The 17,205-nt window shown below is 72.9% G+C and carries 11 protein-coding genes; 7 read left to right on the top strand and 4 right to left on the bottom strand.

The features are described from left to right. Positions 1-14: 14 nt before the first annotated feature. Positions 15-860 (bottom strand): hypothetical protein, encoded by an 846-nt coding sequence (locus Prum_RS01715; protein WP_173073364.1) that lies wholly within the window; start codon positions 858-860, stop codon positions 15-17. 136 nt (positions 861-996) lie between these two features. Between Prum_RS01715 and Prum_RS01710 the strand changes: the two genes are divergently transcribed. From Prum_RS01710 to Prum_RS01695, 4 genes are all read left to right on the top strand, one after another. Then, the gene (locus tag Prum_RS01710) at positions 997-4,713 is read left to right on the top strand and encodes a hypothetical protein (RefSeq protein WP_173073363.1); all 3,717 of its coding nucleotides are present in this window, start codon (positions 997-999) and stop codon (positions 4,711-4,713) included. Between the two features lie 853 nt (positions 4,714-5,566). Then, entirely contained in the window at positions 5,567-6,067 is a 501-nt protein-coding gene (locus Prum_RS01705) for a hypothetical protein (protein ID WP_173073361.1), read from the top strand. Positions 6,068-6,173: 106 nt separating this feature from the next. After that, positions 6,174-6,431 carry a hypothetical protein gene (locus tag Prum_RS01700; RefSeq protein WP_173073359.1) on the top strand — a complete coding sequence of 86 codons (258 nt, stop codon included), beginning with the start codon at positions 6,174-6,176 and terminating at the stop codon, positions 6,429-6,431. Between the two features lie 492 nt (positions 6,432-6,923). Further along, a complete protein-coding gene (locus tag Prum_RS01695) occupies positions 6,924-8,258 on the top strand; it encodes an IS4 family transposase (protein WP_173073357.1) in 1,335 nt (444 codons plus the stop codon). A gap of 346 nt (positions 8,259-8,604) precedes the next feature. On the opposite strand, the gene Prum_RS01690 is transcribed toward Prum_RS01695, so the two are convergent. Continuing rightward, a complete protein-coding gene (locus Prum_RS01690; RefSeq protein WP_173073355.1) occupies positions 8,605-9,423 on the bottom strand; it encodes an anti-sigma factor in 819 nt (272 codons plus the stop codon). Continuing rightward, the gene (locus tag Prum_RS01685; RefSeq protein WP_173073352.1) at positions 9,420-10,112 is read right to left on the bottom strand and encodes an RNA polymerase sigma factor; all 693 of its coding nucleotides are present in this window, start codon (positions 10,110-10,112) and stop codon (positions 9,420-9,422) included. Before Prum_RS01685 ends, Prum_RS01690 begins: the two co-directional genes overlap by 4 nt. A gap of 141 nt (positions 10,113-10,253) precedes the next feature. Between Prum_RS01685 and Prum_RS01680 the strand changes: the two genes are divergently transcribed. Genes Prum_RS01680 through Prum_RS01670 form a run of 3 tightly spaced genes read left to right on the top strand, consistent with a single transcriptional unit; the run spans position 10,254 to position 16,621 of the window. After that, positions 10,254-14,627 (top strand): FtsK/SpoIIIE domain-containing protein, encoded by a 4,374-nt coding sequence (locus Prum_RS01680; protein WP_173073350.1) that lies wholly within the window; start codon positions 10,254-10,256, stop codon positions 14,625-14,627. Beyond that, positions 14,624-15,268, top strand: a complete 645-nt coding sequence (locus tag Prum_RS01675; RefSeq protein ID WP_173073349.1) for a hypothetical protein — start codon at positions 14,624-14,626, stop codon at positions 15,266-15,268. Before Prum_RS01680 ends, Prum_RS01675 begins: the two co-directional genes overlap by 4 nt. A 24-nt stretch (positions 15,269-15,292) precedes the next feature. After that, positions 15,293-16,621 carry a hypothetical protein gene (locus Prum_RS01670; RefSeq protein WP_173073347.1) on the top strand — a complete coding sequence of 443 codons (1,329 nt, stop codon included), beginning with the start codon at positions 15,293-15,295 and terminating at the stop codon, positions 16,619-16,621. Here Prum_RS01670 and Prum_RS01665 read toward each other — a convergent pair. Continuing rightward, positions 16,605-17,198, bottom strand: a complete 594-nt coding sequence (locus Prum_RS01665; protein ID WP_218576948.1) for a TetR/AcrR family transcriptional regulator — start codon at positions 17,196-17,198, stop codon at positions 16,605-16,607. The two genes, Prum_RS01670 and Prum_RS01665, sit on opposite strands and share 17 nt — an antisense overlap. Positions 17,199-17,205: the final 7 nt, after the last annotated feature.

The raw sequence follows: 17,205 nt of genomic DNA, 5'->3' as shown, positions 1-17,205 counted from the left end.
ACGCCGGAAATCTACTACCGCGCGCTGGCGACGGCCATCGAGGCGCGGAAGCCGACCTGCTGTACGACGATGTCCACGTCGAGTGCGGAGCGGATGGCGCGGTCGAGCTCCCGGCGCAGGTTGTCCAGCGTGCCGCGGCCCATGTTTCGCAGCCACGCCCGGATGCACAGCAGCCGTACCTGCGCCGCGGCGAAGTCCGCCGCCTCAGCCGGGCTGGCCTCGTCGAGCCTGGCCAGCAGGCGGTCGGTGAGCGCGCCGTCGGACTCCGGTTCCGCGCCGACCAGCGAGCACACAAGCCGATGCTGGGCCAGCCGGGAGGTCAGCGCGTCGGCGACGAGCACGACGCCGCTCACCGCCCAGTGCCGAAGGAGCGGGTTGTGGCGGCTGACGACCTCCATGACCGGGTTGAGGTCGGCGCCGTCGGCGATGCGCCGCTGCTCGACCGTCCACGTCGTGGTCAGGGCCTGTAGCCGCCGCGTTGCCCGCTGGATGGGGTCGGCCGAGGTGACCCGCCGCATGCCGGCGGACAGCGGGCGCAGGAACCCGGTGGCGGTCACCGGCGAGTCCTCGAAGGCGTCGACGAGGTCGTCGAGGAGTTCCGCGCGGTCGCCGCCGGGCAGGGCGCATCCGGCCAGGAACTCCGCGAACGCGACCACCTCGTCGACCTGGCGGCGGCTGAGCGTCAACCGCCTGGCCGTGGTCAGGACGTCGGTGGCCGAGCCGAGGCCGGTCTCCGCGACGCTGCCCGGCGGGAAGCCCGTCGGGCTCTCCAACCAGTGGGGTTCGGCGAGCGGCGTACCCGCCCAGGTCGGGTCCGCGGCGCCGTGCTGCTCGACGTCGGGGGGTGCCGTGACGGACATGTGGGCCTCCTCTGCGCGGGATCTGACGTTGGGCCTTCGCCGCCGGCGCCCTCCGCGGTTCTCCCGGATCCGAGTTTCTATTCGCCCGAACCGGGAGGCGTGCCGGCGGCGAAGGCAGCGCGAAGGGGGTGCGGGGATGAGCTATGTCGCGATCGACATCGAGGGCGCCCGCCGAGTCGGGCTTTCCCTTGTGGACGTGTCGGGCCGGGCGGAGGAAACCCGGCAGCGGGTCCTCGGCGCGCTGACCGTCGCGGACCTCGACAGCACGGCTCCGGCGCTGCTGGCAACCGTCCAGGATGGACTGGCCACACTCGGCAAGGGAATCATCGAGAAGGCCGACCTCGCCGGGCGGTTCACCGTCGACGCGCGCGGAACGGCGACCGCGCTGGGCGCCCCGGTGGACCAGCTGGGCGCCGCGCTCACCGGACTGCTCGGCTTCGCCCGACCCACGGACCTGCGGTCGGTGTTCGTCGGCCTGCCGCCACCCGGCGCCGATCCCGCGCTCGACGCCGCCCTGGGCCGGCTGTCCCCGGTGCTCCTCGGCGGGGAGGCGCCACAACTCGATCCGGCCCAGGTCGCCGACCTGCGCCTGCTGGCGGTCCGGCTGGGCATCGAACACGCCGGGCCGGTGCCGGGCGGTCGCGCCGGCACCGAGGTGTTCTGGAGCGACTTCTGGGCCGACGGCCGCACCGTCGACCAGGTGCTCGCCGACCCCGAACGCCTGCTGGCCTGGGTGTCGGGCACGCTCGAGCTCGACCGGCGGCTCGCCGTCGCCACGCAGCTGCCCGGCCTGGTGGACGTGCTGGCGAGCGTGGACTTCGCGACCGGCGGCGAAGGCGTCGACGCGCTGGCCACCGAGGTCGCGAGCGACTTCGCCGCGATCGAGGGCTTCTTGCCCGGATTCCTGGCCGGCGTCGACTCGCGCCCGCCCGACGCGACGCAACTGGACCAGACCCTCGCGTTCGCCGCCCGGGTCGGCTGGGTGGACCCGGCGACCGGCACCCGCGAGGAGCGGTTCGCGGACGCGATCGCGTTCCTGCGGGCCAACCGCGCGCTGGGCAGCGCGCTGCTGCCCACCGGCTTCGAGGGCAGCCCGCAGCCGCTGGCGTTCTTCGACGCGAAGGGCATCGAGCTCATGCTCGACCTGGGCCGGCGCGTCGGCATCGTCACCGACGCCACGGTCACCGGCCTGACCGGCATGGCCGACCAGCTCGCCCGATCGGTCGGCGTCGACCTGACCGCCGCGACCCCGCCCCCGGTCGACCAGAAGCTCGAGCAGATCGTCGGCGGGCTGCTGGCCAGCCAGGTACCGCCCGCGTTCCTGCAGACGCCCGGGCTCAAGGCGCGGTTCGACGCCGCGCTCACCTTCCTGCGCGGCGCGGTCAGCGGGCCGGAGCTGCTTCAGCGCGTTGTCGCGGTGGTGGCGGCCTTCCGGGTGCTGGCCACCACCGGCGCGCCCGCGCTCACCGAGCGCCAGCTCGCCGCGGTCGTCGGGGCCAACGGCGTCGGTGGCCTCGGGCGGAGCCGGCTGCGGATGCGTGGCCGCAAGGCCGTCCAGAAGAACCCCGAATTCCTGCTCGTCACCCAGGACTGGGGAATTCCCGGGGGCCACAAGCAGAAGATCGGCAAGTTCAAGGTCACTTGGTCGTTCGACGACACCGGCGCGCTGGTGGCGTTCAGGCGGAAGAAGCGCAGCAGCCTGTCGCGCGCGTTCGACACCGTCAAGGCGATCGTCAGCTCGATCGGGGACGCGTTCGAGGAGAACCCGTTCAAGGCGATCGTCCAGGTCGGCAAGATCGCCCTGGGCGCGCTGGCGCTGGTCTTCCCCGGCACCCAGCTGCTCGGCGCCGCCGCGCTCGCCCTCAACGTGGGCGACGCCGCGATCAAGGCGATCGAGGGCGACTGGCTCGGGGCGCTCTCGTCCGGCCTGGCGGTCTTCACGGCCGGTGCGTCGGACGTCTTCGGGATCGGGATACCGTCCGAATTGGACCTGCTCACGAAGTCGATCACCGACGGTCTCGGCGACCCGACGCTGTCGTTCCTGAAGGACGCCAAGCGCGCGGTCGACATCGCCAACACGGTGTCGCGGGCCATCGACGCCGACGGCCTCGCCGGCGCGATCGGTTCGGGCCTGCTCGCCGGCGCGACGGCGCTCGGCAGCGGCGGCCAGCTGTTGCAGAGCCTCGGGATCGCCAACGCCGACACCGCCCTGGGTCTCGCGCGCCTCGGCGCGACGCTCGGCGACGCCGCGCGTGTCGTCGCCCCGGTCGCCGGCGCGGCCGCGGCCCTGCAGGCCGGCGACCTCACCCAGGCGTTCCTCAACGGGCTGTCCGCCGTGTCGGCCGGCGCGCGGGTGCTCGGGAACGACAAGGGCGCGTTCTCCAGCACCGCCCCGGGCGTCGACACGCTCTTCGAGTTCGATCCGGAGACCCAGCGCACCCTGCAGGCGATCGCGGTGGGCACCGGCGTCGTCCCGCTGGTCACCCGCGCCGTCCAGGCCCTGGATCAGGGACAGGCATTCCTCGCCGGCTCGTTCCTGGCCCAGGCCGTCCAGGTGGTCAACGACCCCAACACGACCGTGGTCGGCGACCGCGCCCAGATCCTGCAGCGCATCGCGGACGTCGCGGCCGTGGTGGAGTCGGTTGTGGACAGTGGGGCGAACGCGGCGGTCGCCGGCCCCGCGATCACCCCGGTGATCCTGCAACGGCTCCAGCTCCTCGTCGACGCGGCGATCACCCCGCCGCGCCCGCCGACCAAGTCGGCGGATGTCAAGGCGGTCGGCAAACCGGCGACCACGCCCGTCGCGGCGGCGCAGATCGCCACTCCGATCTTCGTACCCGCTAACCCGCCGGGCGTCGCCGGCCCTGCGCCGGCCGATCCGCCGTCCGTCCCCGCGTTGCTCGGTGTGCCCGGGTTCGTCGATCCCGGGCCCCTGCCCAACCCGGAGGCGCCGGCCGTCGTGCCCACCCAGCCGCTCGCGGCCACCGTCTTCAGCACCACCGCGGAGGGCGAGGTCTTCGGCGGCGAGCTGCTGAGCGCCGACGCCGGCAATGACGCGCTGATCGGCGGCGACGGCGACGACGTGCTGAGCGGCGGGTCAGCGGACGATACGTTGTCCACAACGGACTTCGGCGCGGCCGGCATCGGCGAGGTGTTTCCCGGGTTCTCGCTCGCGACCGCGCCCGACGGTTGGATCGGGTTCTCGCCGAACGCGGGCCAGACCATGCGGGGCGCGGTCATCGGCGACTCGTTCCTGGCGGGCCGCGGGCTGGTGACCGGCGAGCTGCCCCAGGCGGCGGGGACCGGTGTGCAGGACGCGATCCGCCAGCTCCAGGTGGACGACCCGACCGCGACGATCGTGATCCGCCGGACGTTGGACCCGGGCAACCCCGAGATCATCCCGCCCGTGGTGCCCACGCTCACCGGCGGACCCGTCATCGAGTTCACCATGGCGGCCGAGCCGGGCGCGAACACGAGCAACATCCTCGGGTACAGCCGCAACCACGAGCTCAGCGCGAGGCTGCCGCAGCTGGTAAGCGCACGCGGCGCCGATGTCGTCATCTTCGACACCGGCGGCAACGACAAGGTGGAGGGCCAGAAGAGTGGCCAGTTCGTGAACGTCATCGAGCTGGCGCTGGACCCCCGTGGCGAAGGTCGGGGATCCCGGGGGTCACGGTGGGGATCCCGGTGGCCACGAGCCTCGTGCCGGAGCTGTGGGATTTCGCGTCGCAGGAGGCCGCGCCGTGGGCGCAGTTCCTCTTCCTCGGGTATCCGAACATCCTGGGACCGCTGGACGAGAGCGGGAACTCCCTGGCGCGCCCGATCATCAACGACTACCCGCTCGCGCGGATGACGTCCAGCGAACACGCGGACATCAACGAATTCCGGTCCAGCCTCAACGAGCAACTGTTCATCGACTACGAGCAGGCCGAGCTGCAGCCGGGCCAGGATAAGGCGTTCCTGGTGCCGAACTTCGCCGGGCACACGCTGCTCGGGGTCGACGATCCCAGCCAGATCGGCGCGAACAACCTCATCGGAACGCTCTTCAACCCCGACCCCCGGTCGTTCCATCCCAACGCGGTCGGCGAGCGGCTCTACTTCGAGCAGGTGTACCCGTGGCTACAGAACACCACGGAGGAGTTCTTCGGCGGGCGCGAGGACCAGCTGACGCCCTTCCAGACCCTCGGTACCCCCGAAGAGGCGCAGCGGTCGGCGGCGCTGCCGGAGCTGGTTGGCACCGCGGACTTCGACACACCGGGCTTCCTCAGCGTTGGCGACAATCCGGCCACGGACCAGGTCATGCCCCCGGCGCTCGTCACGGCACAGCCGCCGGCGCAGTTCGTCCTGGAGCACTACGAGCTGTTCCAGACGGCCGCCGACGTGCCGCCGTCGGCGCTGGACATGCCCGACCTCGGTACGCCGTACGACCCCATGTCGTCCATTGTGGACCTGGCACCGCTCACCGCGGGCTGGCCCGCGGACTGGGACACGATGGGCGGCTTCGAGGGGGAGTGGGCGGCGCCGGCGATGGACTTCAGCAGCGGGTACTCCTTCGACAGCCCGTCGATGGCGGACTTCGGCGCGGACTCGTTCAGCACCGCGGATTTCTGGTGAAAACGTGGCACCACAGTGGAACCGTTCGCGCCGCGCGGAACGAATGCCCAGTGCCAGGAGAGCAGTAGGGTCGATCGAAAGGTAGCAGCATCATGGCAGAGACAATGCTCGGCGGTGACGTCAACCAGATCCGCGAAGCCGCCAGCGCGTACCGGCTCCTCGGTGACCACCTCGTCAGCTCCGGCGGGCAGGTCACCGCGACCACGGACGGCTTGGTCGCCGGCCTGCAGGAGCAGCTGTCCAGCGCCCGCGCGACGCTGATGTCGACGTTGCAGGGGGTGAACGACGAGTCCCGGGCGGCCGTCTCGAAGTTCGGCGGCATCATGTGGACCGGCGCCAACCGCGCCCAGGTCGAGGAGGTCAGCGCCGAGCTGGACGCGCACGTCAACGAGACCACGGCGCGCATCCAGGGCATCATCGAGGCGTTCGGGGCGGAACTGGACCGGCTCGGCGCCGAGCTGACCGACGTCTCTACGCAGTTCAACGCCGTGGCCGTCTCGGCCGGCGAGTCGGCCGTGTCGCTCGGCGACGCGATGGACGCGCAGGCGAACCAGCTCGACGACGTGATGAACACCGGGGTCACCAGGGTCTAGGCCGTACCCGTCGAGGACGCGGGGCCGCGGGGTAAATGCCGCGGCCTCGCGTCGTCGGGTATCGCGGCCGTACGCCGCAAAGACATGAGGCTGGAGGGGAAAGACAATGCCGGACGCCGAGGACTTCGAGGCCACCGCCGCGGTACTGGACGCGGCCGCGCAGGAGACCGAGACGCTCATGGAACCCGTGCGGGCGGCACTGGGCGACGGGGTGATGGTCGGGGGCGCGCTCACCCAACTCGTGACGGACGAGGTGGACGCCGCGAGCGGGATCCTCGTAACGGTCGCCGCGGAGCTGAGCCGGCTGGCCGACGAGTGCCGGCAGCGCGCCGAGACGACCCGCCAGGCGCTCCCCACCCCGTAGGGTCTATGGAGAATTTGAAGTTAGGTTCAGGTTTAGGATCGAGTTCTGAGCTACCGCGATGTGCGTCGTGGTCCGGGCCGTTGCTCCCGCGGCCTCGCCCTGCGCGGTCCACAATCGACCCCCGACGGGCGGCGCCTGCGCGGGTGGCGGCCGTGGCGGGGCTCACGCTGACGACGCGGGCAGGCTGTGTCGGTCGGCGTCGCCGTGACGACTGTGGCGAGGAGTTGCCCGCCGCGGGGCAACTATTCGCCACCGTCACGGATGGCCGGTGATCTCGTGGCCGGGTATGCCGGATTCGTCCGATCGGCCGCCCCGATCATCGAAGCCAACAAGTAGATCTAGACGCAATGCCGCTCAGTTAAGGGTCTGGCCGGGCGTTGTTGATGGGGCCGGGGTAGACGGGCAGCGAGGCTCCGGTAGACATGGCTGTCCTCACAAGACGGTCATGATCTGTAGGGAGCCTCGCTGTCCACGTATTTTGTCACCCGCCGGATGATCAAGGTCGCTGCGGGTGTGTTCGCCCCAGGGCACGTTGGGGAGTTGACGCAGCATGTGCCGTTCGAGATGGTCGATGCCGCGTTGGCGGAGGCCGGTCTGGGTAAGTCCCGTGTGCGTGAGGTACCAGCCCGGGTTGTGGTCTACCTGCTGTTAGCCGGCGCGTTGTTCGCCGAGGTGGGCTACCGGCAGGTCTGGGACAAGCTGGTAGCGGCCCTGGACGGTGTGCCGGTGGCGAACCCGACCTCGGGTGTGCTGGCCCAGGCCCGCCAACGCATGGGACCGGCTCCTTTGCGGGCCTTGTTCGACCTGGTGCGGGGACCGGGTCCGGCGCCGCGTACCCGTGGGCGGTGGTGGCGAGGGCTGCTGGTCTGCGCTATAGACGGGACCAGCGCGGCTGTCCCGGCCAGCGCGGCGAATCTGGCCGAGTACACCCCGCATCGCTGCAACCATGGCGGGTCGGGCTATCCGAAGCTGCGGCTGCTGGTGTTGGTGTGCTGCGGAACCCGGACCGTCATCGACGCGATCTTCGGGCCCACCGGGGTGGGGGAGATGCCCTACGCCAAACGGTTGGTGGCCAGCCTGCGTCCGTCGATGGTCGTGCTGTTGGACCGGGCCTTTGGGGCGGCGGACCTGATCGAGGCGATCGCGCAGGCCAGGGCATACCTGGTGGTGCGGGTCAAGGACAACCGGAAACTGCCGGTGATACAGCGGCTGCCGGACGGCTCATACCTATCGGTGATCGGCCAACTGCGGGTCCGCGTGGTGGAGTGTCAAATCCACGTGCAGACCACGGCCGGGCGTGCCACGACCATGTACCGCCTCGTCACCACGCTGATTGAGCACCACCACTATCCGGCGTTCGACCTGGTCCGGCTCTACCACGAACGGTGGGAGGTCGAAACAGCGTTCCTGGAACTGAAATCGACGATCCTGGGCGGGCGGGTACTACGAGCCAGGACCCCGGCCGGGGTCCGCCAGGAGGTCTACGCCCTGCTGGTGACCTACCAGGCCATCCGCCTGGCCATGGCCGACGCCACCGACACCCAGCCCGACCTTGACCCCGACCGGGCCTGCTTCACTACCGCCTTGAGCGCGGCGCGTGACCTGGTCGTGCAGGCGGCGAACGCCATCACCGGCGCGGTGATCGACCTGGTCGGCGCGATCGGCCGGCGAGTCCTAGCCAACCTCATGCCCGAGCGTCGGACCAGGCGCGCCCCGCGGATCGTCAAACGAGCGATCTCCAAGTACAACGCCAAAGGCCCCAACATCGACCGGAAGACCTACCAGGCCACGATCAGCATCGACATCCTCGTGCCCCAGAGCCCTTGACGACGCCACACCACGCCTTAACTGAGCGGCATTGGATCTAGACGAGAAATGGCTGAGATCGAGCCATTAACAGTCGGCCCCGTCGGTCGCTTGCCCCCCGGTAGGGGTCCCCTATGGGGCACCTCGCTGGTGGCTGGTTCCATGTCGATGGGCGATCTCGCGCCTGCATCAACGTGAAGGATGTGGGTCGCTGGGGCGACTTGGATCCTTCACGTAAATCCTGGCCTTAGTGGCGTAGGGGAAGAGCGCTAGGCCGATGATCACCGCCGTGGCGGGTTGCCGTCCGGGTGATCAGGGCGCGGCGCGGCTACTGGCGACGTATCTGGGGCTGTCAGCGCTTGACGTGTCAGGGTGTCAGCGGGGCGATCATCACCTTGAGCGCCGACGGCGTCGGCGGTGCACCCTCGGTTTGCAGGGTGATCACGAAGGTGTCGTACGCCTTGGGATCGACGCCGCTCCACAGCTCGACCGGGGTGCCGGGGCGCCGTTCGTGGAACGAGCCGATGGGCACCGACGTGGCCGGACCGCGCAGCCAGGCGGCGTAGTACGAGCCGGGCGCGGCCGCCGGAAGGTGGTCGAAGGTGACCACGATCGAGAATCCCGAACCGGTGTCCCGTATCGACACGGTCGCGGTGGCGTCAGGGGCGAGCTCGGTGCCCGTCGCGACGTACCGCTCGCCGCGCGGCGGATCCGGCTGCAGCGCCCGGTCGGCGGCGAGCACCGCGGCGGCGTACACGGCGGCGACCAGCACCGCCATCGGCACCGCCCAGGCCAGGCGCGGCCGCGGCGCCAACCACCCGAGCGACCACCGCCGCCGGCGGCGGACCGGGACCGGCGGAGGCGACGGCTCGCCGGTGTCCTCGACCTCGGTCGGCTCGGCGGTGTCCTCGATGGTGACCGCGGCCTCCGCTGCCGGCTCACCGGCCGGTGCGGGCTGCGCGAGTACGGCGGCGAGGATGTTGTCACGCATGCCGGCCGGCGGCTCGGCCCAGGTGTGGGCGGCCGTCAGCGACTCGGTGAGCGCCGCGAACAGCGCCTCATCCCGGTCGTCGGCGTCGGTGTCGGTCTCCGTGCGGTCGCCGGTCGCGCGCTGTTCGAGGTACCCGGCGAGCCGCTCGACGAGCGCATCCTCGGCGGCGGGCCCGGTGTCGGCGTCGGTGTTCACCGGCCCCTCCTCACTGTGTCGTCGGCGTCGCTGGCTTTCTTGGTAGTTCGGTCCGAGGGCCCCTTCCGGTTCACCGCGTCGGGGTCCGGATTATCCCGTACGTGGGCAAGCAGCTCCGCGAGCCGGCGATAGACCCGGTGTGAACGCGACTTCACGGTGCCGAGGGGGAGGTCGAGCCGCTCGGCGATCTGCGTGTGGGTGAGGTCCTCGTAGAACGACAGCCTTATTATCTCGCGTTCGTCCGGGGAGAGCCGGCCCAGCGCCTCCTGGACGGCCCAGGCCAGCCAGGCCCGGTCGATCCCGGGTGACTCCACGACGGCGTCCTGCTCGGCCTCGTGCCCGCCGCGGGTGGGCCGCAGCTCACGCCGTAGCAGGTCGAGCGCCGTGAACCGGGCGATCGACAGCAACCACGGACCGAGGTCCCGCTCCGGGTCGTAGGTGGAGGCGGCCTTCCAGGCGCGGATGAAGGTCTCCTGCGCCGCCTCCTGCGCGAGGTGGTCGGCGCGGGTGACGGTCATCGCCACCGCCCACACCGCCCGGCCGTACCGGTCGTACACCTCGCCGAGCGCCTCCGGGTCCCCGTCCCGGAACCGGACCCGGGTGGCGGCGGCGACGTCGTCGGGTCGGTCCACACGGGCTGGCGTCTGCTCGCGGACGCTCGCGGCCTCTGGTGGCATGCGGGTCGACACGGCCCCAACCATACGAGACGAATGCGCGAAACATACCACCGCGTCACATCAACACAGATAATTCTCGCTGAGACCGCGAACCATTCGTGGGCGTGATGACGAACACCGCGCGAGAGCACCATATCGGCGGAGGGGCACGGCATGCGATTGAGCGTCAGGGCCGCGAGCACGACCGATGTGACACTGGAGGCGTTCGCCGCCGACGGTACGGTCGCTGAGCTGCTCGGCACACTGGCCCGACGCTTCCCGGAGCAGGTCGGGGACCTGGGCCCCCGCCGGCCGGTCGACCTCGACGGGTTCCTGGTGGCACCCGACGCGTTCCTGGCCAACCTGCCGCTGCGGGCCGGATCGGTGCTCACGGTGCCGCCGTCCCGTACGCGAACCGCGCCCGCCCGGAAGGCCCCGCCCGCGGTGGTCGACCTCGTCGAGGTCGCCGGCCCCGACGGCGGCGTGACGCTCGGCCTGAGCCCCGGCGCCTACCTGCTCGGCCGCGGCCCCGCCGGCCTGGCGTTCGGTGGGGTACGCCGGCCGGTGCTGCGGATCGAGGTGGACCGGGACGGCGGGTGCGTGGCCGAGCCGGTCGCCGACGACGCCGACCCGGACGCCTGCCCGGTCCGGCTGGACGGGCGACCCCTGCCGGCCGGCGAGGCGGCCGAATGCGGGCCGGGCAGCGTGCTCACGGTGGGCGAGGCCGTCTTCCGGCTCGCGCCCGCGAGGCCACGGCAGCGGGCCGACCGGGTGCCGCAGGCCGACGCCGACGCGCACGGGCGGATACCGCTGATCCGTACGCCGCGGATGGCCACGCCGCCGCCTCCGGCCGAGGTCCAGGTCCCGCCGCCGCCGACGCCCGGAGCGTCGCCGATACCGATGTCGTGGCTGGTCATGCTCGCGCCCCTGCCGATCGGCGTGGCCATGGCGCTCATGTTCAGCCCGTTCTTCCTGATCATGACCGCGATGACCCCGCTCATGGGCCTGGCCCGCTGGATCGAGGGCAAGTATCGGGCGCGGAAGGACGCCCGCCGGATCGCCGCCGAGTCGGCCGAAGCCGCGGCACGGTTCGCCGAGGACCTCGACGCGGTCCGTATGGCGGTCGCCGCGGCGGCGCGCGCCGCCCACCCGGACCTGGGCGAGCTGAGGCGCCGCTGCGTGACCGGCGGCGAGCTGTGGCAGGTGCGTCCCGGCGACCCGGACGAGTTGCGGGTCTGCGTCGGCATCGGCGACCTGCCGTGGCGGCCGGAGCTCGCGCGCCCCGCGGACGCGCTGCGGACGGTGGCCGCGTTGACGGAGGCGCTGGCCGAGCGGAGCCGGTTGGTCGACGTACCGATCCTGGTCGACCTGCGGGAGCGGGGCGGCCTGGGTGTCGTCGGTGCCGACGACGGTGGCGCCCGCCGGTCGGCCGCCGCCGTCGTGCTCGACCTGGTCACCCGGCACGGCCCGGCCGACCTCAGCCTCGCGTTGCTGGTCGAGCCGGCGCTGCTGCCCGAATGGGAGTGGGCCAAGTGGCTGCCGCACCTGACCAGCGACGATGGCTCGGCCCGGCTGGCCACCGACCCCGACGCGGCCGCGGCGCTGCTGTCCTCGCTGGCTGGTGCCGCCGGCGCCCCGCCCGCCACCGCAACGTCCGTCGCGTCCGTCACGGTCACCGCGGGGAACGGCGCCGGTCGGGACCGACCGCGCGGTCCAGCGTGGACAGTGGTGCTCGTGGACGGTGACCGGCTGCTGACCGGTGCGGTGGCCGCGCTGCTCGGTCGCCTGCGCGGTGGGCGCGCGATCGTGGTGGCGTCGTCGACGCGCCGGCTACCGTCGGTGTGCCAGAGCATCATGGAGATCGGTACGGCCACCGGGGTCACGACCGCCACGCTCACCGACGCGGTGACCGGCGGGCGGGTGGTGAACCTCCATCCGATCCAGGCCACGCCGGCGGTCTGCACCGGCGCCGGCCGCGCGCTGGCCCGGTGGACAGACCCGGAGCAGGCCGTGCCGGCGGCCCTGCTCCCGGACCAGGCCCGGCTGGTGGACCAGTTGCTCACGGCGGCCAGCGGACCCGACGGGCTGGGCCGCCCGGTCGAGGCACTCGACGCGCCGACGATCGCCGGCCTGTGGCGGCGCGGGGTGGATGGCCTGCGGGCGACGCTGGGTGTCACCGAGCGCGGTCCGCTGACCGTGGACCTGCTCTCCGACGGCCCGCACGGGCTGATCGTCGGCACCACCGGCGCTGGCAAGAGTGAACTGCTGCGCACCCTGGTCGCGTCGCTGGCCTGCCTGTACTCGCCGGACCAGCTGACCTTCCTGCTGGTCGACTTCAAGGGCGGCGGGGCGTTCGACGCGTGCGCCGGCCTGCCGCACACCGTGGGGATGGTCACCGACCTCGACGAGCATCTGGCGGCCCGGGCACTGCGCTGCCTGCGCGCCGAACTGCGCCACCGGGAACGGCGCCTGCGCGAGGCCGGCGTCAGCGACCTGCGCGACTACCTGGCCCCATCGCCGGCCTTGCCGCGGCTGGTCATCGTGATCGACGAGTTCGCCACCCTGGCCGTGGAGCTGCCCGGCTTCCTGTCGGCACTGGTCGACGTCGCCCAGCGGGGTCGGAGCCTCGGCATCCACCTGCTGCTGGCCACGCAGCGGCCGCAGGGCGTGGTGGACGGCAAGATCCGGGCCAACACCAACCTCCGGGTGGCGCTGCGGGTCCAGGACGAGACCGACTCGCGCGACGTCATCGGCACCCGGCACGCCGCCGACCTGGACCGGCGCCGGCCCGGACGCGGGTACGTGCGGTTCGGCGCGGGGGAGATCGTCGCCCTCCAGTCGGCGCTGGTGTCGGCGCCCGCGGTGAGCAACGGCGGGGACCGCATCGAGGTGGGCCTGTTCGAGCTGGCGCCGAGCACCGGTGCGGTCGCGGAGCAGGCCCGCCCGCCGGCGCCGGACGACGCGCCGACCGACCTGCAGGCGCTCGTCGCCGCGACCGTCGACGCGGTCGAGCGGGTCGGCTGCGAACCGCCGCGGGTGCCATGGCCGGCGCCGCTGCCGGACGTCGTGGACGCGTGGACGCTGCCGGACCGCGGGGACAGCGAGGGTACGGGCGACGCGCCACCGGTACCGCTGGGTCTGGTGGATCTGCCGGACGAGCAGCGCAGCGACCTGTGGTGGTGGCAGCCGGAGGCCGGCGGCGCCCTCGTGCTGGGCGCCGACGCGGCGGCCACCACCGCGGTCCTCGCGACCGCGTGCCTGGGCCTGGCCCGGAGCCGGCAACCGGAACAGCTGCAGATCTTCATCCTCGACGGCTCCGGCTGCGGCCTCACCGCGCTGGCCGGACTGCCGCACGTCGCGGCGGCCGTCGGGGTGGACGACGCCGAACGGCTGTCCCGGATCCTGGACTGGCTCGACGCCGAGTTGGGGCGGCGCAGGGGCGAGCGCCGGGACGACGCCCCGGAGATCGTGCTGGTCGTCGCCGGGTGGGGCGCCGTCATCGACGCGGCCGAACGGGCGGGGCTGCCCGAGGTCACCGCGCGGCTGGAGCGGCTGCTGCGCGACGGCGGCCCGCTGGGCGTACGGCTGCTGCTGTCGGCCGCCCACGAGCGCGCCGTCCCGGGCCGGGTCCTGACCCAGCTGCCGACCAAGCTGTGCCTGCGGCTGGCCGATCCCGCGAGCTACACCGCCCTCGGACTGCGGGCGCGGGAGGTACCGGAGCTGCGTGGGCTGCGCGCCATCGACCTGCAGGCCCGCCACGAGCTCACCCTGGGCCGCTACGGCGACGGCAGCGCGGCAGCGCTGGCCGCGGCCGCCGCCCGCGTCGCCGGCCGGCACCCGGACGCCGCCGCCACGCCGGCGGTCGGTGTCCTGCCCGAGACGGTACCGGCCGCGGACGTGCTCGGCGCCTCGACCACCATCGGCGGAACGTGGCGGCTGGGGATCGGCCGCTACTACCGCGACCTGGCCGTGGCGGCGCTGGAGCTGGCGCCCGGCATGCACGCCGTCGTCGCCGGGCCGCCCACGAGCGGCCGGACGACGGCGCTCCGGGTCCTCGCGGCCGCGGCCCGGATGAGCGAACCCCAGGCGCCGGTCTGCGTCGTCACGCCGGACCCGGCGACGTGGCAGCCCGGCGAGGCGACCGAGATCGTGGGGTCCTTCGAGGAGCTGCGCCATTGGCCGGCCGAGGGACCCGCGCTGTTGCTGGTCGACGGGGTGGAGGCGCTGGGACCGGCGGCCGCGGCGGCACTGGACCGCCTCGTACCGGCCGCACAACCGGCCGCGCACGTCATCGTCGCCGGTCGCGGCGAGGCGTTCCGCGGCATGCGGAACTGGCAGCGCGCGATCACCATGTCCCGAACCGGCCTGCTGCTGCGGCCGGCGCCGGACGACGGTGAGATCCTGCGCACCCGGCTGCCCCGGGAGCAACTGCGCTCATTGCCCGGCCGCGGGTACCTGGTGGACGCCGGCGGGCTGACCCAGATCCAGGTCGCGCTGGTGGCCACCCCGGCCGAGCCGGACGCGGTACCGGTGGGAGGTGTCCGATGAACAGCCCCGGCGTGGGCGTGTGCCTGACGTTCGACGAAGCCGTGCTGGCGGTGGTCCGCCCGGATCCGCTGCGGCTCGCCGCGCTGGCCAGTGTGGACCTGCCGGCCGAGCTGTGGGCCGGCGGCGCGGCCCCGGTACGGGCGCTGTCGGCGGCGTGCCGGAGCCTGGTACGGGTCCGCCGCCGCCTCCGGCTACCCCGCTGGAGCCCGCTGGCCGTCGTTTTGGACCCCGCGCTGCCGGCGGGCGACGTGCTGCCGGGTAGCGCCGTGCTGCTCGCGCGTGCCGGCCTGGCCCAGGGCTGGGTCGTCACGGCGGGGCGGGCGGCCACCCTCCTGGCCACCGTCGAGGTTCGCATCGACGCGCGGCTCACCCCGGCGGCCGCCGATCACCGGGTCGGCTACGCGATCGGTGCGGCGCTCGCCACGTTCCAGCCGGCGGACCATGGCGCGGCGGAGCCCGTCCAGGCAATGCCCCGCGCGCCGGAGCCCGCCTACACGATGCCCCGGGCGGCGGAGCCCGTCCGCGCGATGCCCCTGGCGGCGGAGGACGGCTGGGCGGTGCAGCGCGTCGGACCCGACGACGCCTTCGACGAACCGTCCGGCGCCTCGGCGGCGAATCACGGGTGGCTGACACGGTCCTGACAATGCTCTAAAGGGGAGGCTGCGATGCCGGACAAGACGTCTCGGCGACCTGGATCGGTGCGGGTGACCGTCGCCGACGCGGAACGACGCCGCGGTGTGTCGCGCCGTTTGATCGTCCACATTGGCGTGTACGTGCTGGCTTCGATCCTGGCCGCGGCGGCGGTGGTGGTCGGCGTGCGGCTGATCGGCGCCACCGCCGCGGATCAGGCCGACGCGGCGGAGAGCGCGCTGGACCCGCGTACGTTGGCTCTCCCGGCGGGTACCACCGGGGCCGTACCCGGATCGACCCGGCTGGAACTGCTCGGGCCCGTCACCCTGCTGGACAGCCGGCGTGCTGGCGGCCGTCCGTTGGCCCCCGGCGCCTCGGCGCCGTTGAAGCTGCCGGCGCTCCCGGCGGGCGCCAGTGCGCTGTTGCTGGAGGTGTCGCTGACCGCGGCGACCGGTCCCGGCGCCGTCACCATCGACACCCAGGCCGGTCAGGTCACGGCGCTGCGGGTGCCCGCGGCGCGGGCCCAGCGCAGCGCGACGATCGTGGTCGGCGTCGGCTCCGACGGCGAAGCGCTGGCGCGTACCGGTGGCGGCGGGCACCTGCTGGTGAACCTGGTCGGCGCGTTTCAGCCCGTGGAGGAGGCGACGTCCGGGCGGATCGTCGTCGTCCCACCCACCCAGGTGCTGCGTCTCGTGCCCGACACCGACGGCAAGGACGCCACGATCGACCTGTCCCGGGTACCGGCGGTGCGCAAGGCGGGCACGATCGGGGCGGCCCTGCTGCACATCTCGGCGGACGTGGGCCGTCGGGGCGGGTTCGTCGCGCTCGGTGACAGCGCGAAGAAGCTCGATCAACGGGTGTTCTGGATGGCGACCAGCGGCGCCGACCGTACCAGGGAAGGCTTCCTGGTCGTGCCGGTGACCGACGGCAAGGTCAGCCTGCACTATCAGGCGGGCGAGCTGCTCACCGCCAACCTCGTCGGGTACGTCACCGGCGAGGGGGCGGCGAGCCAGGTCGCCGGCCTGGTGGTTCCGGTCAAGCCCGGCGCGGGGGAGCCGGTACCGGTGGTGGCGGGCAAGCAGACCGACGTGACCGTGATCCCGCCGGCCGGCATCGACGGCGTACCGGCCGACCGCGTCACCGCGGTCCTGCTCGCGGTCAGCGCGTCGAGCGACGGCCCCGCCCGGCTGGCCGTGTTCCCGCCGGACTCGAAGCCGCCGGCCGACCCGGTGCTCAACACCGCCGCGGGACCGGAGCGCCAGACACTCACGCCGGTACGTACGGTGGCCGGCGCGGTGCGCGTCACCAGCGCCACCGGCGCGTCCGTCAGCCTGGTGCCGCAGGCGGTCATCCTGACCGGGTGACGGGTTGGGGCGCGAGGCCGTCGAAGACGATGGCGAGCGCGCGGGCTTTCACCTCGTCGTCGAGGTCTGTGTGTGCGGCGGCTCGGGATGTGGCAACCAGCAAGGCGTAGACCTCGGGCAGTTCGACGTCGTCTCGGACGGCGCCGGCTTGCTGGGCTTGCCGCAGAAGTGCGCCGACGGCTCGGCGTAGTCCGTTGGATGCCTGAGCGGCTTCGCCGTCGCTGTCACCGCCGGCGTCGAGTAGTGCCTCGCCTATGGCGATCTTCGTTGCCGCGTCAGCGACGAGGTGGCGATAGAAGTCGAAGAACGCGGTGCCGGGATCCGTGGTGTCGAGCAATGCTTCGGCCTGCTCGCGTAGGCGATCGAACCGCCTGACGAGAACGGCCTGCAGCAGTGCCGCCTTGGTGGGGAAGTGGCGGAAGACCGTGGCGATGCCGACCCCGGCCAGGCGGGCCACCTCCTCCGTCGACGCGGACTCGCCGCCCTTGCCGAAGACCTCTTCGGCGACGTCCAGGATGCGGCCGCGGTTGGCCTGCGCATCGACGCGTCGCACCCGCCGGCCGCCGGTCTGGCCCATGCCTGAG

The organism is Phytohabitans rumicis (assembly GCF_011764445.1).
Taxonomy (GTDB): Bacteria; Actinomycetota; Actinomycetes; order Mycobacteriales; family Micromonosporaceae; genus Phytohabitans; species Phytohabitans rumicis.
The sequence above is the reverse complement of the archived record's forward strand: the minus strand, read 5'-3'. Positions and strand labels throughout refer to the sequence as shown.

Bases quoted from the DNA above. Each gene is read 5' to 3' on its own strand.
- Prum_RS01715 (WP_173073364.1), bottom strand. From the start codon at position 860: ATGTCCGTCACGGCACCCCCCGACGTCGAGCAGCACGGCGCCGCGGAC.
- Prum_RS01695 (WP_173073357.1), top strand. From the start codon at position 6,924: ATGATCAAGGTCGCTGCGGGTGTGTTCGCCCCAGGGCACGTTGGGGAG.
- Prum_RS01680 (WP_173073350.1), top strand. From the start codon at position 10,254: ATGCGATTGAGCGTCAGGGCCGCGAGCACGACCGATGTGACACTGGAG.
- Prum_RS01700 (WP_173073359.1), top strand. From the start codon at position 6,174: ATGCCGGACGCCGAGGACTTCGAGGCCACCGCCGCGGTACTGGACGCG.
- Prum_RS01705 (WP_173073361.1), top strand. From the start codon at position 5,567: ATGGCAGAGACAATGCTCGGCGGTGACGTCAACCAGATCCGCGAAGCC.
- Prum_RS01670 (WP_173073347.1), top strand. From the start codon at position 15,293: ATGCCGGACAAGACGTCTCGGCGACCTGGATCGGTGCGGGTGACCGTC.
- Prum_RS01665 (WP_218576948.1), bottom strand. From the start codon at position 17,198: ATGGGCCAGACCGGCGGCCGGCGGGTGCGACGCGTCGATGCGCAGGCC.
- Prum_RS01675 (WP_173073349.1), top strand. From the start codon at position 14,624: ATGAACAGCCCCGGCGTGGGCGTGTGCCTGACGTTCGACGAAGCCGTG.
- Prum_RS01710 (WP_173073363.1), top strand. From the start codon at position 997: ATGAGCTATGTCGCGATCGACATCGAGGGCGCCCGCCGAGTCGGGCTT.